The sequence below is a fragment of the Paracoccus tegillarcae genome, assembly GCF_002847305.1.
Lineage (GTDB): Bacteria > Pseudomonadota > Alphaproteobacteria > Rhodobacterales > Rhodobacteraceae > Paracoccus > Paracoccus tegillarcae.
The window spans coordinates 1,353,607-1,380,000 of record NZ_CP025408.1 but is presented as its reverse complement, the minus strand read 5'-3'; the positions used below and the strand labels follow the sequence as shown (position 1 = coordinate 1,380,000).

27 protein-coding genes, 1 tRNA gene and 2 rRNA genes (1 of these 30 only partly in view) are annotated in these 26,394 nt (G+C 63.1%); 4 read left to right on the top strand and 26 right to left on the bottom strand.

Annotated elements, in window-relative coordinates:
• From CUV01_RS06860 to CUV01_RS06850, 3 genes are all read left to right on the top strand, one after another.
• Window positions 1–1,272: ribosomal RNA gene (locus tag CUV01_RS06860) — 23S ribosomal RNA — on the top strand; it begins 1,564 nt to the left of the window's first position.
• A 115-nt stretch (window positions 1,273–1,387) separates the two neighbouring features.
• A 5S ribosomal RNA gene (gene rrf / locus CUV01_RS06855) occupies window positions 1,388–1,502 on the top strand.
• A gap of 68 nt (window positions 1,503–1,570) precedes the next feature.
• A tRNA-Met gene (locus CUV01_RS06850) sits at window positions 1,571–1,647 on the top strand.
• Window positions 1,648–1,767: 120 nt separating this feature from the next.
• On the opposite strand, the gene CUV01_RS06845 is transcribed toward CUV01_RS06850, so the two are convergent.
• The 20 genes from CUV01_RS06845 to CUV01_RS06750 all read right to left on the bottom strand — a co-directional run bounded on the left by CUV01_RS06845 (window position 1,768) and on the right by CUV01_RS06750 (window position 20,043).
• Window positions 1,768–2,388, bottom strand: a complete 621-nt coding sequence (locus tag CUV01_RS06845) for a hypothetical protein (protein WP_101459817.1) — start codon at window positions 2,386–2,388, stop codon at window positions 1,768–1,770.
• Window position 2,389: 1 nt separating this feature from the next.
• Window positions 2,390–2,782 (bottom strand): hypothetical protein, encoded by a 393-nt coding sequence (locus CUV01_RS06840; protein ID WP_101459816.1) that lies wholly within the window; start codon window positions 2,780–2,782, stop codon window positions 2,390–2,392.
• 1 nt (window position 2,783) lies between these two features.
• Entirely contained in the window at window positions 2,784–3,857 is a 1,074-nt protein-coding gene (locus CUV01_RS06835) for a hypothetical protein (RefSeq protein ID WP_101459815.1), read from the bottom strand.
• 97 nt (window positions 3,858–3,954) lie between these two features.
• Window positions 3,955–5,325: a type II restriction endonuclease gene (locus tag CUV01_RS06830; protein WP_101459814.1), complete on the bottom strand. Its 1,371-nt coding sequence runs from the start codon at window positions 5,323–5,325 to the stop codon at window positions 3,955–3,957.
• A 1-nt stretch (window position 5,326) separates the two neighbouring features.
• Window positions 5,327–5,797 carry a very short patch repair endonuclease gene (locus tag CUV01_RS06825; RefSeq protein ID WP_101459813.1) on the bottom strand — a complete coding sequence of 157 codons (471 nt, stop codon included), beginning with the start codon at window positions 5,795–5,797 and terminating at the stop codon, window positions 5,327–5,329.
• Window positions 5,790–7,016: a DNA (cytosine-5-)-methyltransferase gene (gene dcm, locus CUV01_RS06820; protein ID WP_101459812.1), complete on the bottom strand. Its 1,227-nt coding sequence runs from the start codon at window positions 7,014–7,016 to the stop codon at window positions 5,790–5,792. Before dcm ends, CUV01_RS06825 begins: the two co-directional genes overlap by 8 nt.
• Before the next feature lie 309 nt (window positions 7,017–7,325).
• The gene (locus CUV01_RS06815; RefSeq protein WP_232962561.1) at window positions 7,326–7,523 is read right to left on the bottom strand and encodes a hypothetical protein; all 198 of its coding nucleotides are present in this window, start codon (window positions 7,521–7,523) and stop codon (window positions 7,326–7,328) included.
• The gene (locus CUV01_RS06810) at window positions 7,486–7,737 is read right to left on the bottom strand and encodes a hypothetical protein (RefSeq protein WP_101459810.1); all 252 of its coding nucleotides are present in this window, start codon (window positions 7,735–7,737) and stop codon (window positions 7,486–7,488) included. The genes CUV01_RS06815 and CUV01_RS06810 overlap by 38 nt, the downstream gene beginning before the upstream one ends.
• On the bottom strand, window positions 7,737–8,411 hold the full coding sequence (locus tag CUV01_RS06805; protein WP_101459809.1) for a YcbK family protein: 675 nt from the start codon (window positions 8,409–8,411) through the stop codon (window positions 7,737–7,739). The genes CUV01_RS06810 and CUV01_RS06805 overlap by 1 nt, the downstream gene beginning before the upstream one ends.
• 92 nt (window positions 8,412–8,503) lie before the next feature.
• The gene (locus CUV01_RS06800) at window positions 8,504–8,791 is read right to left on the bottom strand and encodes a DUF6127 family protein (protein ID WP_101459808.1); all 288 of its coding nucleotides are present in this window, start codon (window positions 8,789–8,791) and stop codon (window positions 8,504–8,506) included.
• Window positions 8,788–9,864, bottom strand: a complete 1,077-nt coding sequence (locus tag CUV01_RS06795; protein WP_101459807.1) for a DUF2793 domain-containing protein — start codon at window positions 9,862–9,864, stop codon at window positions 8,788–8,790. The genes CUV01_RS06800 and CUV01_RS06795 overlap by 4 nt, the downstream gene beginning before the upstream one ends.
• An 18-nt stretch (window positions 9,865–9,882) precedes the next feature.
• The gene (locus tag CUV01_RS06790) at window positions 9,883–13,845 is read right to left on the bottom strand and encodes a baseplate multidomain protein megatron (RefSeq protein ID WP_101459806.1); all 3,963 of its coding nucleotides are present in this window, start codon (window positions 13,843–13,845) and stop codon (window positions 9,883–9,885) included.
• A gap of 12 nt (window positions 13,846–13,857) precedes the next feature.
• Window positions 13,858–14,292 carry an NlpC/P60 family protein gene (locus CUV01_RS06785; RefSeq protein WP_101459805.1) on the bottom strand — a complete coding sequence of 145 codons (435 nt, stop codon included), beginning with the start codon at window positions 14,290–14,292 and terminating at the stop codon, window positions 13,858–13,860.
• A complete protein-coding gene (locus CUV01_RS06780) occupies window positions 14,289–15,173 on the bottom strand; it encodes a DUF2163 domain-containing protein (protein WP_101459804.1) in 885 nt (294 codons plus the stop codon). Before CUV01_RS06780 ends, CUV01_RS06785 begins: the two co-directional genes overlap by 4 nt.
• Window positions 15,170–15,796, bottom strand: coding sequence for a DUF2460 domain-containing protein (locus tag CUV01_RS06775; RefSeq protein WP_101459803.1), 627 nt, complete (start codon window positions 15,794–15,796; stop codon window positions 15,170–15,172). Before CUV01_RS06775 ends, CUV01_RS06780 begins: the two co-directional genes overlap by 4 nt.
• An 18-nt stretch (window positions 15,797–15,814) precedes the next feature.
• A complete protein-coding gene (locus tag CUV01_RS06770) occupies window positions 15,815–17,998 on the bottom strand; it encodes a phage tail tape measure C-terminal domain-containing protein (protein ID WP_101459802.1) in 2,184 nt (727 codons plus the stop codon).
• A 1-nt stretch (window position 17,999) separates the two neighbouring features.
• Entirely contained in the window at window positions 18,000–18,155 is a 156-nt protein-coding gene (locus CUV01_RS06765; RefSeq protein WP_232962559.1) for a DUF7697 family protein, read from the bottom strand.
• A 50-nt stretch (window positions 18,156–18,205) separates the two neighbouring features.
• Window positions 18,206–18,655: a hypothetical protein gene (locus CUV01_RS06760; RefSeq protein ID WP_101459800.1), complete on the bottom strand. Its 450-nt coding sequence runs from the start codon at window positions 18,653–18,655 to the stop codon at window positions 18,206–18,208.
• A 4-nt stretch (window positions 18,656–18,659) separates the two neighbouring features.
• Window positions 18,660–19,598, bottom strand: a complete 939-nt coding sequence (locus tag CUV01_RS06755) for a phage tail tube protein (protein WP_101459799.1) — start codon at window positions 19,596–19,598, stop codon at window positions 18,660–18,662.
• Window positions 19,599–19,623: 25 nt separating this feature from the next.
• Window positions 19,624–20,043, bottom strand: a complete 420-nt coding sequence (locus CUV01_RS06750; protein ID WP_101459798.1) for an acyl-CoA transferase — start codon at window positions 20,041–20,043, stop codon at window positions 19,624–19,626.
• Window positions 20,044–20,118: 75 nt separating this feature from the next.
• Here CUV01_RS06750 and CUV01_RS06745 point away from each other — a divergent pair, with 75 nt between their 5' ends.
• Window positions 20,119–20,991 (top strand): GIY-YIG nuclease family protein, encoded by an 873-nt coding sequence (locus CUV01_RS06745; RefSeq protein WP_157994800.1) that lies wholly within the window; start codon window positions 20,119–20,121, stop codon window positions 20,989–20,991.
• 36 nt (window positions 20,992–21,027) lie between these two features.
• On the opposite strand, the gene CUV01_RS06740 is transcribed toward CUV01_RS06745, so the two are convergent.
• From CUV01_RS06740 to CUV01_RS06715, 6 genes are read right to left on the bottom strand one after another with little or no spacing between them, the layout of a single operon-like run.
• Window positions 21,028–21,660 (bottom strand): DUF6441 family protein, encoded by a 633-nt coding sequence (locus tag CUV01_RS06740; RefSeq protein WP_101459796.1) that lies wholly within the window; start codon window positions 21,658–21,660, stop codon window positions 21,028–21,030.
• On the bottom strand, window positions 21,657–21,971 hold the full coding sequence (locus CUV01_RS06735; RefSeq protein WP_101459044.1) for a head-tail joining protein: 315 nt from the start codon (window positions 21,969–21,971) through the stop codon (window positions 21,657–21,659). The genes CUV01_RS06740 and CUV01_RS06735 overlap by 4 nt, the downstream gene beginning before the upstream one ends.
• On the bottom strand, window positions 21,971–22,993 hold the full coding sequence (locus CUV01_RS06730) for a major capsid protein (RefSeq protein ID WP_101459043.1): 1,023 nt from the start codon (window positions 22,991–22,993) through the stop codon (window positions 21,971–21,973). Before CUV01_RS06730 ends, CUV01_RS06735 begins: the two co-directional genes overlap by 1 nt.
• 52 nt (window positions 22,994–23,045) lie before the next feature.
• Complete coding sequence (locus tag CUV01_RS06725; protein ID WP_101459795.1) at window positions 23,046–23,426, bottom strand: head decoration protein; 381 nt, start codon at window positions 23,424–23,426, stop codon at window positions 23,046–23,048.
• Between the two features lie 26 nt (window positions 23,427–23,452).
• Window positions 23,453–24,862, bottom strand: a complete 1,410-nt coding sequence (locus CUV01_RS06720) for a S49 family peptidase (RefSeq protein ID WP_101459794.1) — start codon at window positions 24,860–24,862, stop codon at window positions 23,453–23,455.
• A complete protein-coding gene (locus tag CUV01_RS06715; RefSeq protein ID WP_101459793.1) occupies window positions 24,862–26,391 on the bottom strand; it encodes a phage portal protein in 1,530 nt (509 codons plus the stop codon). Before CUV01_RS06715 ends, CUV01_RS06720 begins: the two co-directional genes overlap by 1 nt.
• Window positions 26,392–26,394: the final 3 nt, after the last annotated feature.

Below are 26,394 nucleotides of genomic sequence, written 5' to 3'. Positions count from 1 at the left end.
CTCCATGAGACCGTACCCGAAACCGACACAGGTGGACTGGTAGAGAATACCAAGGCGCTTGAGAGAACCACATTTAAGGAACTCGGCAAAATACCTCCGTAAGTTCGCGAGAAGGAGGCCCCGTTCGTAGGCAACTATGGGCGGGGGCACAAACCAGGGGGTGGCGACTGTTTACTAAAAACACAGGGCTCTGCGAAGTCGCAAGACGACGTATAGGGTCTGACGCCTGCCCGGTGCCGGAAGGTTAAAAGGAGGAGTGCAAGCTCTGAATTGAAGCCCCGGTAAACGGCGGCCGTAACTATAACGGTCCTAAGGTAGCGAAATTCCTTGTCGGGTAAGTTCCGACCTGCACGAATGGCGTAACGACTTCCCCGCTGTCTCAAATGTGGACTCAGCGAAATTGAATTGTCTGTGAAGATGCAGACTTCCCGCGGTTAGACGGAAAGACCCCATGCACCTTTACTACAGCTTCGCACTGGCATCAGGATTGCGATGTGCAGGATAGGCGGTAGGCTTTGAACCAGGGACGCTAGTCTCTGGGGAGCCATCCTTGAGATACCGCCCTTCGCACTCTTGATGTCTAACCGCGGTCCGTTATCCGGATCCGGGACCCTGCGTGGCGGGTAGTTTGACTGGGGCGGTCGCCTCCTAAACAGTAACGGAGGCGCGCGAAGGTTGGCTCAGAGCGGTCGGAAATCGCTCGTTGAGTGCAATGGCATAAGCCAGCCTGACTGCAAGACTGACAAGTCGAGCAGAGACGAAAGTCGGCCATAGTGATCCGGTGGTCCCGAGTGGAAGGGCCATCGCTCAACGGATAAAAGGTACGCTGGGGATAACAGGCTGATGATGCCCAAGAGTCCATATCGACGGCATCGTTTGGCACCTCGATGTCGGCTCATCTCATCCTGGGGCTGGAGCAGGTCCCAAGGGTATGGCTGTTCGCCATTTAAAGAGGTACGTGAGCTGGGTTTAGAACGTCGTGAGACAGTTCGGTCCCTATCTGCCGTGGGTGTAGGATACTTGAGAGGAGTTGCCCCTAGTACGAGAGGACCGGGGTGAACGTTCCACTGGTGGACCAGTTATCGTGCCAACGGTAGTGCTGGGTAGCTATGAACGGACAGGATAACCGCTGAAGGCATCTAAGCGGGAAGCCCCCCTCAAAACAAGGTATCCCTTGAGAGCCGTGGAAGACCACCACGTCGATAGGCCAGAGATGTAAGCGCAGCAATGCGTTCAGTTGACTGGTACTAATGGCTCGATTGGCTTGATTTGATCCGGTGGAAGCAAGACTTCCACCTCCGATCACAAGCATGCAGAACATGCGAAAACTTGAACAAAACCGACCCGAGCGAAAGCAAGGGCCAACGCTGATACGTTTCTTTCCCGGTCTGGTGGCCATAGCACGAGCGAAACACCCGATCCCATCCCGAACTCGGCCGTTAAGCGCCGTCGCGCCAATGGTACTGCGTCCTAAGACGTGGGAGAGTAGGTCACCGCCAGACCTGGAAAGAAACGAAAATCTCTGAAACGATGAAAACAACCGCACCGCAAAAAACCGCGATGCAATTGGCGCGGGGTAGAGCAGCCCGGTAGCTCGTCAGGCTCATAACCTGAAGGTCGCAGGTTCAAATCCTGCCCCCGCAACCAAAAACATAAAAGATAACAAAGCGATAAGTCGATGGTATATCAATACCACCGGCCTATCGCCCATTTACATCAACGCCACATCAACGTTTGGGGAGGCCACCAGCGATAGGCTGCCGGCACCTACTTTTCCGGAGCATGCATCAGTGGAATGATCGTGTGACGAACATGAAAATCGCAGCCCGAATTCGGGCATTTATGAAATGTCCGAAAGAACAACTTGGGCTGAGCGATGTCGAAAGAGAGCTTGGCGTCGGGATGATTGGCGAAAAGACGATCTCGCCAAGTCGTGAGTACATTTAAAGAATTTCCGGTTCGGTGGTAGATAATGAGTTCGCCATGATCCCTGCCATCCATCGCGGTCCCATAACGGGTAGACAACTGAAGGAATCCGTCTGCGAGCCAATTATAGTCGCTGTGGATTTTTGCCTCACCCAGCCACATGAAGCCGTCTTCCGCATCGACAACAATATCGCAATGGCCATTAATATGGCGATCATGTCTGGCTGAAATTCCAGACGCGCTGAGCATGTTGGCGATCTGCATGCTAAGTTCGTCCTCGCTGCGATCTTCGTTTAATCCGCGCGTATCGACGAGCCTGCTATAGCAACGATCCAGCGCTTCTTCTAAAATGCTCAGGCGCTCGCCATGATCACCAGCGAATTGCCACCTCAGGACAATCCCACCAGGCCGATTCCCAAAGAATTTTAGATATTCTGCTACTGAAATATCCTTCGGGTTCACGTCAAAAATCACCCCGAAGCGAATAAAAGATCCGGACCTGTTCTAGCGGGTTTGAAACGAGCTCGCCCGATGTAGGATGCGCCAACTTGCCGTTGTGCAAAAGCTCACGAAAATCCTCATTGGATAAATGGAGCTGTCCTTCTTCTGCATCATCAAGGTAGCCATGCACCTCAAGAATAGCGCCGTCCTTAGAGCTCAAAATGCTTAGCGCCGGAAGCAAGCTATCGCGGTCAGGCGACGCGCCGAGGCGTTCGTAAAAGAAGGGAAGGCCAAGATGCTGGCCATCGCCAGGCCTTAGTTTCGCGAGGATATCCGTGATCGCCAGACACGCAGACAAGATTCGCGGCTCAAGCCGCGAATCCGCAAGCCTGTTTCTGAATTCCGCGATGTCCATCTCACGAGTGTGGCACATCTTGCTCGTCGAGTTTAGCCTTTCTGCCAAGACGATCGATCACAAATTCATAGTCCACCGCACGTACGCAGTTCTCGATCAGCGCGCCAGTGATGACGGGATCACCAGTATTGCTGTTGCCGGCAGGCCCGGAAGCGGACAAGCTGATAGAAGGCGTATAGACGATGTTGTCCTCAGAAAAGCCCCATTCGACGGTGATGCGATAGATCGCGATAGCCTCAACAGCCTCTTTCCCAGCGACGTGGTATGCTTCGGTTCGTTGGTCGGCGTCTCGCCGCCGGCGCGGCAATTTTTCATCCTTTATGCCGCCGGTCGTGGTCTGAAAGGTCATCTGAGTTACCGTTCCCTCGCTGACGTCGTCATAGAACGGGCGCACGGCAGGAAAAAGGTTGACCGGTTTGCCCAAAGTTACGTCACCCCAACTGTTCACAAGAGTTCGCAACACCGAGTGCAGCCCGTGGATGTCCGCTTCTGCGACTCCGCGTGGGCTATCAACGCGAATTTCCAAGAAGTCTCGTTGGTGAGGGATCCAGATGACGTGAAACATCTGGACCGGTTCCCTGACGATGCCCACAACTTCATCATATCGAGCCTTCATGTCTGAGGGCTTGTCAAACTCCTGAAAGCTAATTTCCTCGCGCCGCTTAATCCAAAAAACTGAAGACAGGACCAAACCTACGCCGTCTTCGTTGGATTCGGTGCGAACGGGCAGCATATCACCGTTTCCGTGCAGCAGATCGCTGTCGTCCATCTTATAGGGATAGCGCTGCGTTGCTGGACAGTCTGCAGGCGCCATCGCGGCTATCCTTGCCTGGAGGACTTCACGGTGTCCGGGATCAAGAGGATAAAGCTTGGTGAACTTCTGCCCACAAAGCAGATGCTCGATCAAACCATCTTCGATGCTTCCTGTTTCCGGCTCACGTGCTTGATCCGAAATTTTCTCGAGCGTTGCGTCCCAACCATAGCTCGTAGAGATTCCGTTTGCCTGCAGTATCTTGCGAGCGCTTGTCCACGACATCCGATGGCGGAGGCTATCGAAAAGCTCTTTCACAGACATTTGCTCATTGCCCCAACAATCGTTTTAGCTTCCCAACAATAACCACCGAACCATCGGCCGCAATACCGCGAACTATAGATTCTCGCTGACACCATCGCTATGCCCACTGGTTCATCGCCGGACGAATGACGCCACTGCAGAATTGTTCAAACGTCAAAACGTTTTTATGGCCACTGTACTCGGTTTCCCTCGCATCCATAAGGCTTTCCGGAATCACAAGATGAACGCCCAAGGACGCCATATCCTCTATCGCGTTCCCTGCGATGTTTTCGTCGACGGTGGTAAGGTAGAGCCTGTGTTCACCCTTCTCGCGCTCGACCTGCTTCCAACGCTCGCGCAGGGTGGTCTTGGCACTCAGGATCAAGCCTGATGCGGCAGCCGCGTCACCGCTACGGATGAAGCGCAGAGATGGCAGGATGAAGTCCGGCCGCTTCTTCGCTTCGATGACGACCTGCTTTTCGAAGGGGATTCCTCCACCCGCCAGCATCGCTTCGATATGGTGTTCGTAGGAGTAACCCGCCCGTGATTTCCGCTGCTGGCTCGCCGACAGCATAAGCGCATCGACCTGCGGCAGTTCGCTGACCAGTCGCCGGATGACCTCCGCGACAGTCATGTCACGCGGTTTGTCGCCCATGACGATGCGGACAAGATCAACAGCCCGTTCGCGGCGCTGGAACTCTCGAAACATGTCCCATTCGATGATGCGGCTGATTTCACGCAGGGCATCCCCCGGGCGCTTGATCACAAAGGGATCGAGGCGTTCCAGACCGTGCAGCTCAAGGTATCGGCCACGTGCCAGCCCGGCCAGTTCTTCGGTTTTCGGCATTGCCGCGCGGGCCCGGGCGAAGTCGACAATCGTTCCGGCATGCCAAGCTGCGATGAGCTCTTCGACGAAATCCAGCACGCGATCTTGCTCCCGCGCACGAATTTCGGCGGGCTCGAACTCACCGATCAGGAAGTCGGGCGTGATGTCGAGCTGTGCCAGAAGCAGCTCGGCGTCATCGCTGGCGGAATCGATGGTAAGACACTCGTAGGCAGTATCTTCACCCTGCCGGTATCGGCCCATAACGAGGAATGACGCCGGCGAAAGGTAGCCGAAGCATTCCTTCGGCAGGCGGGTCATATGCGTTTCGGGGCCCTTGCTCGTGTAATGCACGATCCGGGTGTGTTTGCTACGCTCGTCGCCAGAAGCCTGTGGCCAATATGTGTCGAACCAGGCCTCCCGGATCGGGGCGGCGTTGGCATCTTTACGTGCTTTGGTCTCGAGAGGTGGAAAGAATCCGCCTTCACGTTGCTCGGCGGGGATGTAGACTCCGGCCTGATGCTTGTTGGCGAAGCGCGCCCAGTCACGGTCGTTGTTCGAGAGTTTCTTGACCAGAACCCGTTCCGCCCGGTTCAACAGGTCCGTCAGCAAACCTGCCTGACCATCGTCCTCGTTCTCAAAATCGAAAATACCCTGCTCGCTCAACTCAACCGCCTGTGTCTGCTGTCAGGCCTTCGAGTGCCAGCCTCTTGTCTGCAGAACATAGCCAATCGATCAGGGAGTCAATCACGGCCTCGGGCGGCAATTTACCGCGTCCCTTCAGAGCGCATTCCCAGATCAGGGCGACGCGCCAGCCCGACGAAAGCAGTGCTGCGATATTGCGGACGTCCCGCTCCATGTTGCCGGTGATCTTGTCGCGCCAGAATTCCTGCCGTGTTGTCGGCCAGCGGAACATCGTGCAGTCATGACCGTGCCAGAAGCACCCATTCACGAAGATCGCGGCATTATGCTTCGACAGAGTAAGGTCGGGCCTGCCGGGCAGCTGCCGGTCATGCAGACGGTAGCGAAACCCGCGCGCGTGGAGCCCGCGCCGGATCAGCATCTCCGGTTTGGTATCTGCTCTCCGGATTGCCGCCATATTGCGGCTCCGGGTTTTGCTGTCGTGAACGTCAGCCAACTTTTCTGAGGGGCTCGGCTCCAGCGACTGCCAGGATATGAGGGGCCATGACCCGCGCGACCTCGGCAAAAACCGGCACTGCCACCGAATTTCCGAACTGCTTGTAGGCTTGGGTGTCCGAGACGGGGATCCGGAAGTCATCCGGATAGCCCATCAGTCGCGCGCATTCGCGCGGCGTCAGCCGGCGCGGATTGTTGCCTGCGCCGCGGCTCACCAGAATTTCCGAACCATCTTTGTAATAGCGCGCCGAAAGCGTGCGCGAAATGCTGTCGCCATCCACCATGCCAAAGCCGAAGCCGTTCCCCTTGGCCTTGTGTTTTTGGGCATAGCCTTGCAGATAGGCCCAGAGCTTATCAGTCAGGGTATATTTCCCGCTGACCACGGCATCTGGTCCTTCGGTGAAATGCCCCTCGGAGCGTTCGGTGCCGTCTTCGGGATGCAGGATATGGCGCATACGCTTGGCGCCGTAGGCTGGTAACTGCACGTTATCGAAGCTGAACCCCGTGGGCTCGCGAAACCCTACCATGACGATACGTTCGCGGTGCTGCGGCACGAAATGTCCGGCGTCGATAATCCGGGTCTCCAGCGTGTAACCAAGTTCTTCCGTCAGCTTGCGCCGTATGACTTCGAACGTGCGGCCCTTGTCATGGCTTTTCAGGTTCTTGACGTTTTCAAGCATAAAGGCCGCAGGGCGATGGTGCATCAGGATGCGCAGCACGTCAAAGAACAGCGTTCCCTGAGTTTCATCGTCAAAACCATGCGCGCGGCCGAGTGCGTTCTTCTTGGAAACGCCCGCAATCGAGAAGGGCTGGCAGGGAAAACCCGCGACCAGCACATCATGCGCGGGAATGTCCTCTGCGTTGACCTCACGGATATCGCCAACCGGAAGACGGTTGTCGGGAAAGTTGGCCATATAGGTCTGCTGGGCGTATTTGTCCCATTCCGAGGTGAAGATACAGCGCCCGCCAGCGCTCTCCATTGCCCGCCTCAGTCCGCCGATTCCCGCAAAGAGGTCGATGAAAGTAAAGGCCTTGTCAGCGTCACCGGCATCGCGCCTCCGGTCAATTTCCATGTTCAGCAGGCGGATCACGCTCTCGCGGGGGATTTCCTCGCCGCGCTTCCAGCGATAGATGTGGCCTTCCGAATAGCCGAGGACACGAGCTGCTTCAGGAACAGTGTATCCGGCCTGCGCCAGGAGCGTGGAAAAATCAGCCTGCATGTCCCTCTGTCCTCTCTGGGAATTTTTCTGACACAATGTCTACATGATCCACCTTAATCAAGAACAAACGGGGTATCCAGGGCGGTTGTGACTTGACTTGGGCCGTCCGGGACGTAGGTCAGGCGGCAGCTCACATGCTTGATCGCGCGGTCTTCCACGCGCGCCAGGTGCACAATTGTGCCCATTTCCACGCGCGACAGGCTCGGCCCTCCTGTGCGACGGTCCCCGAGCAGCGAACCCCTGCCGCTTTTTGACATCGTCAAATCATGGCCGTACCGGGCGGGTCAGAACCCACCCGGCCTATACACCCTATGAAGCGCACACCCGCGCCTGCGCCCGCATGACGGCATAATCCGCCATCATCCGGACCAGCACAGCATTCTCGGGCAGCGCCTCCAGCTCTGCCGCCGCCCGGTCCCGCATCGCCTGATCGTAAGCGACGACCGGCGGACAGACCGCGCCGCCCGGATCAGAACCGCCCGTCGCGCAGGCGGTCAGCGAGATCATCGCGATCACGAGGGCGGTTGCTGGATGCCTCCAGCATACGGCGTTGGATGTCATTCTGGCGCTCCATCTGGTTCAGACGTTCGGCGTGGCGACCGGCGGTTTCACCCGCCCGCCGCAGGTTGAGGAGAAAAAGAAGGACCGCGCCGATCAGCGCGATCCAGACGATCAGCCGTCGCGTCCACGGCGACGCCATCAGCGCAGCGAGGGCGCCCATCACCGCCGCCCCCGGTTCCAGTCATCCAGCCGGGCCCAGACGGTCAGGCCGATCCCGGCCAGCGCCAGGGCGATGAAGGCCCAGCGCAATGTGTCGAGATAGGGGATCAGCGGCTGGATGGCCGATTGCGCATCGCTCAGCGTGTCTTGGGCGATCTCGATGCCCGCCGCGCCGACCGTTGCAATTCCGGCCGCGCCGCTCCCCTTCATCGTGCGGCTGTCCGCCAGATGTTCCCGCGCAGGCGGCTGATCCCCGGCGAAGGGGATGGCGCGGGCTGGAAAGGGCTCACCCCAGCGCCGGGTGGGGCCGAGATCGATATGCATGAAGCCGGATCGGGGATAGGTGCCGAAGCCCAGGAAACCCACCGCCCGCGCGGCCTTTTCGAAGCTGGCCGGATCGTGATTGGCCATGGAGATGTCGAAGGCCGCGCCTTCCAGATGCTTCGAATGTTTGGCGCCGCCGACGCGCCGGTTATGTTCCGGGCTGCGATAGGCGGAGTTCACGATCAGCGGCTTGCCGAGACGGCTGCGCAAAGCCTGCAGCTGGTCGAGGGCCGCCTCAACGATCAGGATCGCGCCGGTGCCGCGACAGGCGATCTCGGCAGGCGAGAAATTCGGCCAGCGCCAGCTGTCTTTCGGCACGTCGCGCCAGTGGTGGTAGAAACGGGTGGTCATGAGGATCCTCCGGGTACGAAAAAAGCCCGCCGGGGAGGCGGGCCATGGGGTGATGGATCTGTTGGGGTCGGCGGTGATTGCCGCCCAGCGCGTCAGCCGCCCTCGCCGAAGAGTTTCAGCTTCAGGGCGATCCCGGCCAGCAGGGTCAGGATCAGGCCTGTGGTCAGCATGCGGATGATTGTTTGGGCAGCGGTGCGGCGCATCAGGCGGATGCCCTCCAGGAGTGCCCGCAGATCGCGGATATCGAGGGCGGCTTCCTTGCCGTCCAGCCCGGCATCGGCCAGCGCACGCCTCGCGCCTTCCTGCGCAGCCCTTGCCAGCAGTTCCTCGAATTCGCTCTCGCTCATCTGCAGCATGTCCTCGAGACGTTTGGGTGTCATCCGATCTTCGCTCCCCAGAAGGTGGTGTGATCCGCCGCGAAATATCCATCCGCCGCCCGGAATGTGCCCTGCAGTGCGACGGTGTCGCCTGCATTGAGACTAGCCACGGTCTGCAGCCAGAGGGCGGTCGCCTCGGACACATGCGCCCCGGATATCTCGCCGAACGATCCCCGGATTTCCGTGGCTCCGTTCAGCACCAGCCGCCCGCGCATCCGGGCGCTGGTATTGGCATTGACCTTGTAGAGAAGGGACGCGCCGAAGAGGTATGTGCCCGCGACCGGCGCGACGAAAAGATTGGTGCCCGCGTCAAAGCAGCCCTGATCATTGTATTCAGCCACGTTGATGCCGAGCGTCGCCCAGCTGTCGGTGGCGACGTAATTGTCGTAATTCGTATAAGCCTTGAAGCGCGGCAGGTTCGGCTGATCCACGATGCCCGTCGCCGGATCGATACCCAGCGCATCGCGGAAACTGCTGCCATCGGGCGAGACGGTAATCCGCAGCCGGTCCGTGCCGAACATCCCGATCAGCGCCCGGGTCGAAAACCCGGTCTGCAGGATCAGCCCGGCATCGTCCGTATTCGTTTCGCGGTTCAAAGTCTGGGTCAGATCGCCGCTGCCGCCGTCGGCCGCATAGAGCGCGGTCCAAAGTGCGCTGTTCAGCTTGGCCGAAAAGGGGGAACCGGCGCTGGCCGCCATGCCGATGCCGAGGCGGGTCAGATCGTCGAGTGCGCTCGGGATCACCGGCTCCCAGCCCGTGCCATTCCGGACCAGCAGGACCGCCTCATCCTCGACCCATGCCCGCCAGCCCTCGCGCGGCGGCAGGCGCAGCCAGGCGCCATCGGCCCAGAGGGCGACAGTCAGATCCCATCCGGCCCAGCCGCCGGTCGCGCCTGAGGCGACGATATAACGGTCGCCATCGGCGGGGCTTGCCGGTGGCGCGGTCAGACCCTGGCTTTTGACCGAGAGCTGCACCAGCCCGTCGAGCAGGCGCAGGGCCTCGTTATGGGTGACGTGTTTCTGCGCCTGCGCCGCCATCAGATATGGCAGCAGCAGGTTCGTCGTACTGTCGGACATTTTTGGGTTTCCCGGTCGTCAGAGATAAAGCGTGGTGGTGATGGCGGTGCCGCGTCCGATGCGGGCTGAAAGCTGGCAGATGCGGATCGTCAGGCTGTCACCCGGCGCCAGTTCTGCGCCCCAATCGGCGGTCTGTTGCGCGGCGCCGTAGGTGACTGAAGGCGCATTGCTGGTCAGTGTCCGCTTCACGACGTGCCCATCCATGATCCGGACCTCATAGCTTTCCAGTTCTTCGGCCATCGGCACTTCGATCCCCTGCCAACTGTCGCCAGCGAGGCTGCGGGATCGCCGCGTCCAGCGGAGCGTCAGATCGCCAGGGCTATGCGGGTGGCGCCAGGGCTGGGCGACATGCACCGGCGAGAACGGCTGCAGCCCTTCACCCTCGGCCGTGAAACTGATGGCAGCGAAGGTCTCGCTGCTGACCGGATGGCGGGCGGGGCCGATGCGCCAGTTGAAGGGGATGCCGAGATCGGCTTCCGGGATCGGCAGAGGGGTCAGAGCCTCGTTCAGCAGAACGACCCGCGCTCCGGCCGGAGTGGGGTTGCCCATGGCCTGCTCCGTGCCGCGCTGGCCGCGCAACAGCCGGGTCAGGCGGTATCGCCCCGGTGCGATCAACTCGGCATGTCCCGCCTGGACGATCTCCCAGCGGCCCGGTGCCGTTTCGATTGCCATTGCATTGGCGCCGCCGAACAGGGCCAGATCGCTGACGCTCTCCAGCTGGCCACTCATCAGATCGAGGATCAGGACATTGCCCAGATCGAGGCGCGAGGTCGGACCGGGCCAGAGATCGGCGGCCAGACGCCCCATGTTTGCGCGGCGCCGCACCGTGGTCAGCAGTTCGAACCCGTCTGTGCCGGGGCTGCGATACACGGCCAGCGCGCCGGGCCATGGTTTTGCCGTGGCCGCGATCAGCGGCTGATGCGCCGGGATATCATCGCGCAGTTGGGGTAGGTCGAGAATGACAACTTCCGGCGGCCCAAACGTCACCGCGCGGGGCAGGGTGGCGGGTCGCTCGGCACCGGGCGGCAGATCATAGGCCTCGCGGTCCTGCCGCACGGCTTCGATGCCGCGCGCTTCCGCATCGGCAATGGCGGTCAGGCGGAATTGTTGGGCGCGTCCGTCGTGATCCAGCGCGATGACATCGGCCGGGTCGAGCGCCAGCCGCGAGGGCGGAACACGAAACACCGCGCTTTCCCGACCCGCCCAAGCTTCCTGCAATGCGCGGCGGCAGCGGCGCTCGGCCTCTTCGGGCGGCACGGCCATCGGAAAACTCTCGGAGGCGATGCGGCTGGTGTCGACGGTAATGCGCGCGGCTTCGACCAGTGCCGCGTCATAGTCTTCGTCGGCCCGGGCCACCTGCCATTTGAGAGCCTGCGGCAGTTCGGTCTCCTGCGCCCGTGTCAGTTCTATCGCCTCGCCATCGCCTGCCGCGACCAGATCTTCATGGCTGATGGTTGCGACAGGTGCCCGGCCGCGCATGACAAATCGGATGACGCCTTCGCTCTCGATCGCATCGAAGCCGAAATGCCGGGCCAGCGTGGTGATCGAGGCGCGTGGACTTTCAAGGGCTGTGATCGCATAGCCCTCGGCGGCGCCCCAGAGACCCGAAACGTCGATGCGGGCTTCCGGCAGCCCGGTGCGCAGGCAGAGATGGCGGACAAGCGCTGCCAGCGAGACCGCGCCCAGCCGCCCGGTCAGCCAGTGCCCCAGCCGCCAGTTGGCGCCATCGGTCCAGACACCGCCCAGCGCCGGAAAGAACGGATAGGGCCGGGCATCCCAGGTCCATGCCGCGCATTCGCCGACCTCGACCATGCGACCGGTATATTCCGATGAGGTCGGGTTGTTCGATGCCTTCCCCCAGAACAGGTATGTCGCCTCCAGATAGGCGCGCTGGATCGCGTCGTCCCGCCAGCCGCGGGAAAAATACGGCACGAAGCTTTCCGAGGATTTGGGGTCATAGAAGACGTTGGGTTGGTTGGTGCCACGGTCGATGGCCGGGCAGCCAAGCTCGGTGAAACGGATCGGCTTTGACTCGGGCAGCCACGCCGTCGGTGCCGCGGATTCCATGCCACCCGGCCTGTCGAAATGCCGGTTCGACCACCACGACCGCAAATCCTTGGGCCGGAAGACCCAAGGCTTGCCATGGGCACCGTCGGTGATGGGGGTCCGGACCTGCGCAGCCCGATCCGCCTCCGAGGCATAGAACCAATCGAAGCCTTCACCGCCCGAAACATTCGATTGCAGATAGGCCCGGTCATGGATGGCGGGCCAGCCAGCTTGGGCGTCCAGATGATCGAATCCGTCGCGCCAGTCCGAGAGCGGCAGGTAATTGTCGATGCCGATGAAATCGATGTTCTGGTCGGCCCAGAGCGGATCGAGATGGAAGAACACATCACCGCTGCCATCGTCGGGCTGATGGCTGAAATATTCCGACCAATCGGCGGCATAGCTGATCTTCGTGCCGGGCCCGAGAATGGCGCGGACATCGGCGGCCAGCGCGCGGAAGGCGGTGACGGCGGGATATGTATCGGCACCCGCGCGGATCGTGGTCAACCCGCGCATCTCGGAGCCAATGAGAAAAATGTCGACGCCGCCAGCCGCCGCGCAGAGATGGGCATAATGCAGCACCATGCGCCGCAGCCCATGATCGCCGGGATCGCCCGCCCAGCGGACCTCGTCGCCGGTGACGGTGAAATCACCCACGCTGGCAGCACCGAAGAAGGCATCAACCTGATCTGCGGCCGACCCCGTCTCGTCGACAGTCCCTGCCTGACCAGCGGCAGGCGAACAGGTGATCCGCCCGCGCCACGGGAAAGCGGGCTGGCCGATGTCGGTGGTGTTGTCCGAATAGGGATCCGGCAGCGCGTTGCCTGGCGGCACATCCATCAGAATGAAGGGATAGAAGGTGACGCGCAGCCCGTGGGCCTTAATCTCCCGGATCGCCTGCACCACCGCGAAATCGGCCGGTGTGCCGCCATAGACGGGACGATCTTGATCATCGCGGCTGACGAGATGGGCATCGGCACGGGAGACGCCATTCACGGACCATGTCTTTGGGCTGCTCGCCTTCTCGGCAACCTCAACGCCGGGCCGGATCGTGCAATGCCCACAGCGCAGATCGTTGCCGAACCAGGCCACCACTAGACTGACACTTTCCACTTTCGGCGCCATGGCCTGCAGCCGGTCCAGCGCCACGATCATGTCGGGACTGCCCGGCGTGGCGTTCAGGTTCTCGGCGGAGCTGGTCCCGCTGCCACCCTTGCGCACCGGTTCGGTGGCATAGGTGAACTCACCCGAGGCCGGGATCAGGGTCACGGCACGGGTCAGCCCCTCGGCCGTGTCGAGATCGGCCAGGGGCCGGAACACCTCGAAGGAGAGCTGCGGCAGGCGATTGCCATAGTCATTCAGCGGCAGATCCTCGAAGACAACATAGGCCGTGCCGCGATACGCAGGCGTCGCGTTGGTCCCCATCGTGGCGGCGATGAACGGGTCCGGGTCCTGTGTCTCGCTGCCCGGATACCAGCGCCAGGTGAGGCCGGATGTGTCCAAAGGCTTGCCATCGGCCCAGATGCGGCCGATGCCGGTGATCTCGCCCTCGGCCAGTGCCACGGCGAAAGACGCATAATAGAGATATTCGGTGGTCTCAACCTTGGGCCCGCCGCCCTTGCCGCCGCCCTGCCGGCTGGTCCGTGTCTCCTCGCGAAAGTCGGTGGCCCAGATGATATTGCCGCCGATTCGCATGCGGCCGAAGACGCGCGGAATGACCGCGCCTTCGGTCGAGGCGGTGATGCGCAGATTGTCGAGCCGCGCACCTTCGATGCGCTGGGCCGGGGCCAGCGAAGAGACGATCCAGCTGTCCACGGCCGCGCCGATGGTCGATCCGATCATGCCGCCGATGGCAGCGCCGGAGAAACCGAGGATCGCGCCGCCGAAGCCGCCGCCAATCGTGGCGCCGACCGAAGCCAATACCAATGTTGCCATGGTGAAAAAGTCTCAGATGCTGGGGAAGAGAAAGGCGAAAGCGATGCGCCGCTGCCATGCGGAGGTCAGGGGCTCTTCGATGACGCCGAGCCGCTCATAGGCGTGGATGAAGCGGGTCGGCGCGGTCAGGATACCGACATGTTTGGCGATGGCGCCGGGGCGCATCCGGAACAGCACAAGCGTTCCCGGTCCGGCATCCGAGACCTGCACCTCGATCATCATCCGCCGCGCGCCGTCCGCCAGCACCTCGATGGTCCCTGTCTCGCCCCGGTCGCGGCTATAGGGCGGGATCGGGAAGGGCTCTTCGCCCACGACCTCCCGCCAGACGCCACGCGCCAGCCCGAGGCAATCGCAGCCAACGCCCTTGAGGCTGGCCTGATCGTGATAGGGCGTGCCGAGCCAGTTGCGCGCGGTGGCGATGATGCGGTCGGGATCGGCGGGCCTCACAGTACGGCCCCGCTATGGGTGCCATCCTGACTAGCATAGCGCAGGATCGTGTCCTGACCGGGAATATGCGGAAAGCCCCGGAAGTTGACGAGATTGCCAAACCTGGCGCCGCAGGTGGCGATGCGCTTGTCGCAGCCCGCCCGGATGGTGAAATTATCGCCTGCGCCGATGGGACGGATCGGCGCTTCCAGCAGTGTCAGGACCGCAATGCCATCGCTGCGGTCATGGGCCAAGACTTCCGCCCGCCGCCCGGCATTGGGCCCGGTGGTCCAGTCCAGCGTGCCGAAGCGGAACCAGCCGCGCGCGAAGCCGCCGAGCCCGGAGGCGGTGAACGCCCGGTCGCGCAGGTTCTCGATCACCATGCCGGTGCCTCGAAAGGCCGGATCCTCCAGATCGATGCCGCAGCGGGAATCGCCGAGCGCGGCGTCGCAGCTGGCCTGAAAGCTCCGCCCGACGGTCTGGCCGAGGAGATGCGACATCGAGCGGATCTCGGCCACGAAGGCATGTCGTCCGCGCCTGATCTGACCGATGGCGCCGCGCCGCATCAGCACGCGCTGGCCTGGCGTCTGCCAGTTGACCCGCCAGAGTTCCACTTCGGCATTGTCCCAGCGGCCGTCAAGGATATCGGCCTCGGTGATCCGGTCCGAGCGCAGCGCGCCCGCCGCGTCCTGTGCATCGACCGAGAGATCGGCGCCGGAGCGGATCTCGCTGGCGGTCAGCCCGCTCTCCGGTTCGAATTCCGTGCCGTCGAAACTGAGGGGGCAATCGTGATCGGTGAAGCCGAAGGCCATGCCGTCGGCGCGGGTGATGCGCCAGCACCAGGCCAGCGTCGTCGTGCCGCTGTCCAGATGCGCCTGCAGCGCGGGCGGGATATTCTTCATCGCCGGATCTCCAGCAGGGGAATGGAGGTAATGGATCCCAGCCGTTCTATATCCAGCGTCACATCCAGTGTGTCGCTGTTGAAGCGGACCGGCACGTCGAATTCGAACCCGGCCGCGATGGCGATGCCAGCGGATGGTGCAGTGTCGAAGCTGACGAGGCCGGTCTTGCCTTCGACGGACCAGCCCGAGCCTTGCGCGATGCCATTCAACGCGATCTGGACGGTGCCCGCGACCGGCTTGGTTATCGCGCGGGTCCAAGACTGGCCACCGGAGGCATAGCGCTTCACAAGCTGGAAGGTGGTCGTCACGCCATCGCCCGTGCCAATCTGCTGATCCATCGGCGACGAGGTCCGCGAGGGCAGGCAAGACCGGTGATCAGCCCAATCCTTGAAGCGAAAGCCGTACAGCCTGCCGTTTCGAGCTTCGAAAAAGGCCACGACCGCCGCCAGATCGTCGGCGCGGCGGATACCATAGCTGACATCGTAGCGGCGCCGACTGTTGGCCCAGCTGGCATTGCGCTCCTCGTCGCCCGAGGCCAGTTCGACGATCTGTGTGCGCCGTTCCGGCCCGCCGCGCGCGCCGCGACTGATATTGTCCGGAAACCGGACCTCGTGGAATGCCATTATGCAAGAATCCTTGTGTCAGAGGCCGCGACGGCCCAACGAGACGGAACGGGCGATATCGGCGGCGATCTGGGTGCGAGACTGCCGAAAACTCTCGGCGTCGCGGGCGTTGATGTTGACGATGACGCCGTTGCCGTAATCCTGCACCTCGCGGCGCGACAACACACGCTCGCCGCGTTGGAGGATCGCGGGCACCTCGTCATGACGCAGGCCGACCATGCCACCTGAATGCATGCGTTGCGCTCCGGCAAAGGCGAGTGCAGGGACCATGCGGCCCGGACTTGTGGCACCGACCATCCCGCCCGCATGCATGATGCTGGCAAAGATTCCGCCTGCGCCGCCCAGCGCGCCCGAAAGTGCACTGGCAATCGGCCCCAGTAGGAAACGCCGCGCGGCCAGCTTCGACAGATCGGCCAGCAGCGAGGTGACCAGATCGCGAAAATCGAGCTTGCCGGTCTTAACGAACTCCCCGACCGCGTTCTCGGCGCTCTGAAACGCGCCCACCAGCGCCTGGCCGATATCCGCACCGATATCTTTTGCCTGCTTCGCATAGTCCGACAGAGCTTCGGTCACGGCTTTCCAGCCGGTGGCCGTGGCCTCGGTCGCGGGTCTGGCCTCTTCCGCCGCCGCCTTCCCTGCGGCCCCGGCGTCCTTTGCGGCAGCGCCCGCGCCGTTGGCAGCCGTTTCCACCCCGCCCAGTGCATCCTCGTAACGCCCGGCGGCTTCGGTCGCTACGTCCAGGGCTTCGCTTCCGACATCATCCTCACCGCCCGACATTGCCGCGCGCAGCGCCTCCATGGCCGGGCCGACCCCATCGAAAGCCGATGCGCGATTGGAACTGGCCCGGTCACGATAGCGGCCGGCCATATGCGCGGAATTGCTGGCCGAATGCTCTAGCATTGAGGCCCGGCCAAGCGCTTCAAAAACATCGATCCGGGTATCCGAGCCGATCTCTTCCGCTACCTTGTTGAAGGTGGGCGCAATCATTCCCAGAAAATCCGCCCATTTGCCCGCCAGAAATGCCATGAGCCGGGTCCAGATCGCCTCGATCTCCGATTGCATCGCCCGGAAATCGTCGGCGAAGGACATTGCCGTTACCTTGATGCCCTCCCAGACGGCCTTGGCCACATCGCCCATCAGCGCCATGGCATTGCCGAAACCGCCCGCGCCTTTGACCAGCCGGGTGAACTGATAGACCAGCTCGCCCGCCCCGACGATCAGGGCGCCGATGCCGGTCCGGATCAGCGCGCCGCGCAGCACCACCAGCGCGGTCGCGAGGCCGCGCACGGAAACAGCCGCCGCAGCTAGCCCGGCGACCCAGCGCCCCGCCATGAAACCGGCGAAACTGGCCGCATAGCTGGAGAGCCTGCCGATCTGGTTGAAGAGCCCGCTGATCGCCATCCCCAGCGGCCCGGTGCGGCTGGCCAGCGCCGCCATGGCATTGGCGACGGCTTCCAGCGCAGGTGCGGCGGCCACAGCCAGTTGGTTAGACAGACCCCGCCAGACAAGTCCCAGCCGGGAGATCGCGTCATTCGTGCGCTCGATCCGGTCGGCATCCTGTTCCGAGACCACGACCCCGAAGGCGCGGACATCCTCGGTTGCCTGCCGAAGCGTGGCCGTGTCGATGCGCGACATCGCGATCGATCCTTCCTCGCCGAAGAGCTGGCCAGCGACCGCCGCGCGCTCGGCCACCGGCACGAATGCGGCTATAGCGGCATTGATCGCCCCGACCCGCTGATCCAAGGGAAGGGCCAGCAAGTCCCCTGCGGTCAGCCCCAGCCGTTCCAGCGCATCCGCCGCCGGACCGCCACCCGCCGCCGCCTGGCTCAACCGTCGGGTCAGATCCTTGGTCGCCTGTTCGATGCCGGACATCGACACGCCCGCCAGCTCGCCCGCGCGCTCCAGCGTCTGGATCGAGGCCACCGTGGTGCCGAGCGATTGCGCGAGCTTCGCCTGTGCATCCACGCTCGAGAGCCCCGACCGGACCATGGCGATGCCCGCTGCCGTGGCGGCGGCCACCGCTGCGGCTGCCGCGACACCGACCTTGCGGGTGAACCCGGCCATGCGGGCATTCGCCGCCTCCATCTCGCGTGAGAGCCGCCCGAAGCCGCGCGATCCAGCCTCGCCGACACCTTCCAGCTCCGCGCGCACCTGCCGTCCGCCAACTGCCGCGAGCCGGACGCTGACGCGTTTTTCTGCCATCTCACCGTTCCATCTGTTCGTTCAACTTCCGGACCATCTCGGCCTCGATGATGGGCACAAGCTCAGCCGCTGCCGGGGGCGGGATGCCCAGCGCCGCCGCCAGTCCCAGCGCGGCGTTCAGATCCCAGCCGATCACCGTGCCGGGCAACGCCCGCAACTGGCCGCCAAGACGCCCGATCAGATCCCAGACCTGCCAGCCCTCGAATGTCAGCGGCTGGTTTGCGCGGCCTGGGCAGTCCGGGCACGCCCCGTCGCAGGCCGCGCAGTAGCTGTCGCCCCCGCCGAAGGACCATTCGGCGAGGGCGCGGAGACGTTTTTTTCCTGCTCCAGCAGCAGGCCCTTCGAGACATAGACCAGTTGGAAAGCTTCGAAGATCGGCCAGATGTCGAGGAGCGCGTCGATGGCTGCCGTGCTCGGGTCGATGACGTTCCCTTCGGCATCACCGACGCCTTCCCAATCCAGCACAGCGCGGCGGGCCAGCGCCTTGGCGAAGATCAATGCCCGTTCTTCGTCGCTCGTCCCGTCCGGTACGGCTTCGACCTCCGGATCGCTGCGCGTGGCGACCATCAGCGCGGTGGTCAGCGGGCGCAGCAGCACCCGCACGCCGGGCGCCAGATCGTGCCAGCGGGGTTCATTGATCAGATCGAGTGTAAGCATGGGTTCAATAGTCCTCGCGGTTGTTGATCAGGGTGGCGGTGCACATGCGGCCCACGGCGCTGTCGCGCGCGGCCTGCCAGTCGAATGTGGCCTGTACGCCCTGCGGCCCGGAAATTTCGATCCGGGGGCGCGGCAGATAGACGGCATGGACGGCGAAGGTGAAGCTCTCTCCCGAGGGCAGAGCATAGGAAAATTCCAGCGCGCAAGGATCGCCATCCATGGCCTGTGTCACCAAAGTGCTGTCCGAGAACCGGACCTCGATGGAGCCGGTCAGGGCGGTAATCGAGGGATCGGCGCCATCGATGCGGCCATCGGCGCGGATGGTCTCAATTCGGTCGAGATTGTTGGCATAGCTGATCTGGGCCGAGACCACATTGCCCAGCGCCGCGCCGTTGCGCGTGATCGCCCCGTTGAAATGGCCGAAGCGCTGCAGTTCCAGCGGCGCGGGCGCACCTGCACTGCTGACGGTGCCGACCGTTTCGCCCTGTGCCACCAGCCGCGCCGTGGCGGTCAGCAGCCCGGAGCGTTGCATCTGCCAGCTGATCTGATCTAGCACGCAGCCGGAATAGAGCGCATAACGCGGCACCTCGGGCATGCCGGTCTCGATGGAGAGGCTTGGCAGCGACCAGGCGCCGGATCGGAACTCATGCGTCCATGGTCCGGTGCCGGTGGTGACCGGATCGCCGAACGCCGCCTTCAGCCAGAAGCCAAAACCTTCCGCATCGATGGGTACTACGACATCGCCATCGGCCGTCACTGCATCCTTGATCGGCGCCAGCGGATCGCGGCCATAGCCCAAGAGTTCGGAGTTCAGGAGCGGCTGTTCCGCCCCGAGCGTGGTGCTGGCAAACGGCATCTTGGTGAAGCCGCCGGCCGGCGGCGTTCCATAGACGGTCTCGAACGCAAGCGCCATCTGCGCCCGCGCCCCCTGGGCTCGTGCCATCGTGTTCTCCTCGATTTTGCGTGGGTCAGCCGAGCGGATCGGCGGTGGTGTAGTGCAGGATGACCGGAATGATCGCCACCTTCAGGCTGGCCGCGCCCTCGACGGGCAGATCGACCGGGCGCGGCGCTTCCGCTTCGACCCAGTCGCAGAGACCGCCCAGCGTGCGGTCGGCGGCGAGCACTGCGCCGATGCTGGCGCAGAGATGGTCAAATACAGCGTCACGGTCGGGGCCGTGAACCACCGCCTCGATCTCGGTGCGGTGCTGGTAGTGGTAGGCCAGCGGTGACAGCGTGACTTCAGGTTCGCCCGGCTCGCCATCGCGCAGGATCAGGAGGCCGTCAGGTGGAATGCGTTCGGGCAGGACGTCGCTGCGCAGGGCCGTGGCGGGCAGGGCAGACAGGCGCGCGTGCAGCGCGGTCAGGATGGTTTCGCGGAGAGTGGGCATGCCGACGCCTGATATGTTGTGAGGGTGGCCATTTCGGCTAGGATATGCGGAAACTGGTAGGGGACAGAAGGTTCAGTGACTGGCGTATTTTACACATATGTATGGGGCAGCACCGGCAAGCGCGGCGGGCCTATCACCTTTACCAGCAAAGCTAACCGAACCCGCGCTATCAAAAATACTAAAGAAGGTGATTTGGTTTTCGGTGTTGTGAGCCGAAGCCCGAGCGATTCTACAGTTCAGATCCCGGAAGAAATCAAAGGTCGGGTCATAAGCGCGTGGCAGATTAGTCATAGCACGGCTGCCACGGCAGATTTCGGGATTGAGGCAACAAATACATGGGACCTGCTGGACGATGGTGGCTATCGCTGGCCATTTGCGCTTCAGCCTATTCGGGCATGGTCCATCGGGAACGCGCCAGAGTTCAAATATTTGGCCGGTTACACCTCCAAGACACATACTCAGCAGGCTATTACCACTCTGCAGGAGGTCGGAGGTGACCTGTCCCAAACGCTGAGGCAACTTCTTCAAGAGAGCGGGACCGAACTCGAAGTTATGACGCCGCTATATCAGTCTTTGGCAAGCCGTGTGCAGGCTTTGCGGCAAAAACACCCGTTTGCTCTAAATGGCTATGCCGTTGAACCAAATGCCGATGCGATCAATAGCATCTATATTGCCACCCTGGGCAAGGCCGGTCGGGTCCTCAAAATCGGGCATGCTCAGAACGCAAAACAGCGTGTGGACGACCTCAACAAGTATCGGCTGTCCTCTGAGCCACAGTGGACACTACATACTGATCAACCTATCGGCTCTGTATTGGATGCGATTGAAGCAGAGAAGTACCTTGGACAGGAGTTTGCTAAACATCGCTCAGAACCAAATAACAACGAAGTGTTTCATGACCTTGATCCCTTCCTCGTGCTGACGAAGCTTGCGACTTTTCGACAATAATCGTGCGGGCGCAGATATACTCAGGCATGAGGGCCACTATTTCATTTTCCCCTCCGCCCACTTCCCAACGATCCTCCCCGGCACCGCATCCGCGGCCCGTTCCGCATCCCGTGCCAGATCCAGCCGCTTGGGCAGCCTGACCTGCGGCACCAGCAGGAAGATGGGCACCGTGGTGCGTCCGCGCCCGGTTTGGGAGCGTGACGCCACCGCGCGGCCCTTGGTATTCAACCGTCCTTCGGCCACCAGCAGGCTCGGTCCGCGCCTGCGATAGACGAAGCGCAGCCGCAACCCGGTGCGTCTTTCCCATTCGCCCGGTGTGATGCGCCCGCCGTGCAGGGATTTTCCGGCGGCTTCGGTCGGGATCGCCAGCCAGAACCCGTCGCGGGAACGGATCAGCGGCCCGGCATTATGGGCGCCGATGATCACCGGCGCCTTCGACCAGACCAGCGCTGTGGCGTTCAGGCTGTCTCCCGCCTTCGGATAGGTGGCGTTGCGGATCGAATTCGCCAGCCTGCGCCCCAGTCCGGCCCCGGTGATCTGCCCGCGCCATGCGGCCTTCAGGCCCGCACCCGCCTCGCGCATGGCGCCGGTCACGGCCTTTTCGCCCGCCTCGATCTCGGCCTGCATCATCGCGACGAGATCCGGATCGATATCGAGTTTGAGCCTCATGCTGGCACCAGTTCCACCGTCCAGATCAGCCGGTCGCGGTCGCGGATCGGCTCGCCCTGAATGACATGGCTGTCGGCGCCGATGACGATCAGATCGCCCGGCCGGGGATCGGGGATTTCGCTGATGCGGATATCGGCGGTCAGGGTGTCCGACAGGATCCGCGCCGATCCGAACTCGGTGATCCGGTCCGGCGCGCGGCGGATCAGACGGATCGGGCGTTCCTCCGATGTGCCACCCGCGATCCAGACGGCGGAAATGCCCATGTCCGGATGGCCGAAGATGCGATCCATGGCGGCGGCAAACGCAGTCATCAGTTCGAGCTGTGCAGCCGGATTGCGAGGCGGGGCCGCTTGTTGACCGGCAGGATCGAGGCCTCGGTCATCAGGTCAATCCACCGGCCCTTGGGGTCGAGATGCTGGCGGGCATAGAGCGGCAACCCGATGGTATTGGCGGTTTCCAGAAGGTTCGCCGGACCGCCATAGGTGGTAAACGTGTCCATGGTGCCGGTCGGGAAGGCGATGCCTTCATTGGCCGGGACCAGCCGATCCGATGCCTTGGTCGACAGCGTCACCGCGCCCGCATATTCCTCGAAGAGGATGCCTGCGAAGGGGAAGTTGCGGCGGACATCCTGCCGGAGCGGCTGGGCGCCGGTCGCGGCATAGAATTTATAGGCTTCCTCGGTCTTCGGATGCGAGATCAGCTTGTCGAAGAATTCGCGGCTGACCAGGGCATGGACGCCCGACATGCTTTCGCCCAGCAGATTGTCCTCGACGGCGCGCAGCACCTCGCGGACCTTGCCCTGAATGTTGGTCCCGGCGGTGCCGAGGACAAAATCGACGCTGATCTGCGCGATGCCGAATTCGGTGAAGTAATTGTAGAGCGTGGTGCCCGCGCCGTCCTTCACGATGCCGCGCAGCGCGTTCATCTCCATATATTCGCGGGTCTGGGCATGCTTGCGGCGCATCAGCGTCAGTTTGCGGGTCATCACCGCGACCAGCGGATCGGCCTCGTCCCCGGCGCCGATGGCCGGAACCCCCTGAATATCGGCGGGCAGAATGACATCGTCATGCGGGATCCAGGGCAGGGCAAAACTGCGCATGGCGCGCCCCTCTCGCGACCCGACCGAGGCGGGACCGCCCAGCGGCACCGAGGGGAGCAGGTTCAGCACGCCCTCGATCTGTTCGATGATGACGCTGCGCTGGGAGACGCCCTCGAAGCGGAAGAGGCCCAACTCGCCGAGGCGGGTATAGAGGTTCGGCAGGATATTGATGGCCTGCGTCATCTCGGCCAGTGAATAGCCACCGGCATCGAAGGGATTGCGGATGATGGTCATGGGGAAACCTTGTCGGAAAGAAGGATAAGAAAGAGAGTGTCGCAGCTTCCGGTCAGGCGCTGTCGCGGATGACGATGCCCAGCGCGGTCAGCTCAGTGTGTTTCAGGGCGATCTTGGCCGCGTCATCGATGCTGCCATCGTAGAAGAGGGCGTCGCGCGACAGGATCGCCGGTCCACGGGCCAGCAGAATGCCGGTGGCCTCCGCCAGCCTTGTATCGACCGGATAGAGCAGGATGCCAGCGGCCAGTTCCGCGCCATCGCTGCCGCCGTGGCTGGCGAAGGTGTAGTGGCCGCTGACGGTGATGCGGCCGAGGACCGCACCTGCCGGGTATTCCATGCCCTCGGCCAGGGTGACTGTCTCGCGGGTATAATTGGGGTTCAGCTCATATTTGAGCGCATCGCCCATGCTGGGCGGTTGGGTCAGAACGGGCATCTGGATCTCCGGAAGCTGTCAGGCGATCAGCGCTGGGCGCTGTCGGCGGATTTGCGGGCGGCAGTGACAAGCGGGCTCGGCTTGTTTGTCGGCGCGGGCGCGCTGGCCAGAATGCCGCTGGCATCGCTTCTGGCCGCGAGGCTGTCGAGGATCTGGCCGCGCAGGGCATCGGGGCTCACGCCGCGCCTCACCGCATCGGCGGCGTCCAGGGCGACGCCCAGCTTTGCCGCCTGCGCGCAGATCGCGGCCACTTCGGCAGCTTCGGCGCGGATGGCATCGGCGGTGGCATCATGCGGGGCCGCAGCCGCTGCGGTGCCGGGCGCGGGCGGTTCCGCTGCCGCTTGCTCTGCCGTCGGCGCGACGGGTTGCGTCGGCGCGTGGGCCGCGCTTGGGGCGGCGGCTTGCGGGTTTTGCTGGTCCGGCGTCCGGGCATCGGTATCCGACTGATCACTCATGATCATCTCCTGTTTGGGGTGGGGTGGTGAAAGGGTCGGGGATTTCGTCGGTCGTCCGACCGGCAATGCCGGGCGGCCGAAACTGTCGGCAAAGGCGCGGAACGCGGCACGGGGATCGGCCACGGCATCGGCGAGACCGGCCTCAATGGCCGCAGCGCCGCGAAACACTGCCGCTTCGGTGGCGAGCGCCGCGTCTCTGGTCATTCTGGCACCGCGACCTGCCGCCACCGTTTCCGCGAAGAGGATGCGCAGATCCTCCAGTTCGGATTGCAGCCGGTCGCGGATGCCTTCGGGCAGCGCGGCATAGGGATTGCCATCGGCCTTTTGGGCCCCGGCATGGATCAGCGTAACCGCCACACCCTTCTGGGCCAGCATGCCGGACATGTCGGTGTGCATGGTGATGACCCCGATGCTGCCTGCCGCCCCGGTGCGGGGCAGGGTGATGCGGGTCGCCTGTGAGGCAAGCGCGTAACCGGCCGAGAGTGCATGTTCGGCCAGAAAGGCATGAACCGGTTTTTTGGCCCGCGCCGCGCGGATGCGGTCGGCGAGATCGAAGGCTCCGGCCACCTCGCCACCGAAACTGTCGATCTCCAGCGCGATGCCGCGAATGGCGGGATCGCTGGCGGCGGCGTCGATCTGGGCGGCGAGACCCTCATAGGAGGTCATGCCCGAACTCTGGCCGATCCAGGCGCCGCGATGGACCAGCGTTCCGGCGATGGCGATGACCGCCACCCCATCGATCACCGGGAAGGGCGCGTCGGCATCGTCACCACGCCGCTGGACCAGATCGCCGCCGATCAGCGAGGCGCGGGCCGTCTGACGCGCGGCCGACAGTTCAGGTTCGGCGATTCCCATGCCATCAAAGCTGATCTCCTGCCCTGTGATCCGGGGTCCGAGACCGGAGAGAAAGGCCAGTGCCTTGGCAGGCGCAATCATCAGCGGGGTGTCGAAGGCGCGCTGGGCGATCTGGGCGTGATGCATCAACGATCCTCCTTTGGTTTTGCATCGTCATCGTCATCGTCGGGGTCATCGGCATCCGGGTCGGCGGCAGGATCGTCATCATCGTCCTTGCCGTCGCTGGCGTCCGTGCCATCGCCAGCCGCCTCACCCTTCGGCCCTTGCGCGGGCGATCCCGGGCGGCGGAAGTCGAGGCCCAGCGCCGCCTCGCGTTTCCGTTCGGCGGCGATCTCGCGATCCACCTGTTCGGCGTCATAGCCGCGCTCGGAAATGGCCTGGCTGCGGGATTTGAGACCGGCCTCGATCTGCAGGATCTCGGCCGAGGCGTCCTTCATCGGATCGACCCAGTCCCAGCGCGTCGGCAGCCAGCTGACCGCCTGAAAGCTGCGCCGGTCGCGGTCATAGCCGGGCAGATCGATGGCGCCCGACAGCACCGCCAGATCCAGCCAGCGCTGCCAAACCGGGCGGCAGAGCTGATGCACGATCACGCTGTGCTGGATCGCCGAGACACGGCGCCTGAAATCCAGCAGCGCCACGCGGGTATTGGAAAAGTTGCCGCGCGCCGCATCGCCGGTCAGATACGGGTAGGGAATGCCCAGCGCCGCCGCGATCTGTAGAAGGGTGCGGTATTGGAATGGCTCATAGGTCGCGCCGGAATCCGGTGTGGCGGGCGTCGAGACATCTTCGCCGGGATCGAGACGGACGACCTGACCGGGTTCCACCTCCAGATCCTCTTCCACCGGTTCCAGCGGGGTCTCCGGGGCGGGCGAGGTGATGAACATGGCGAACATTGCCGCCGTCTTCTTCCGCTCCAGCTCGGCATCGTCATAGAGATCCAGCGTGAAGAGTTTGACGATGGCCGGTGCAAAACGCGACACGCCGCGCAGCTGACCGGCCTCGACCGGGTCGAGAACGTGAATGATATCGTTGGCCGACACGCGGACCGTTTCGCCCACCAGCCCCGGATCGGTCATGTCGCCTGGATGGCGGCGGAGCAGGTGATAGGCCACACGGCGCCCGATCCGGTCGAATTCGATGCCCTGACGGATGGTTCCACCGCCCGGCAATTCGCGGTTCAAATCCATCGGCAGCATCTCCGAGGGCAGCATCTGCAGCTGGAGCGGCACCGACAGCCCGTCCTCGGGGCGGCGCGGGCGCAGCCGCAGAAACACCTCGCCCGCCAGAAACAACTCGCGGGCCGCGCGGCGCTGGAGGCCATAAAAATCTGTCAGACCTTCGGCATCGGCCTCGTCGGTCCAGGCAAGCCAGAGTTTCTGCAGCGCCTCCTTCTGCGCCGCATTCGCAATCGACGAGGACGGTTTGATCCCATCACCGACGACATTGCTGGCGAAGGCCTCGACCGCGCCGCTGGCGTAGCCATTGTTGCGCGCAAGCCAGCGGGCCCGCGCGGTGATGGTCTCGCCCGCGCCCGCGATCAGCGTGTTCACATGCGCGCGGGAGGCCCGAAAGCCGCGCAGGCGTCGATGCGACTGTGCGGCGTCGAACCCGCCGATGATCGCGCCCAGCCGCTGACGGATGCCGTCGAATGCCATGGC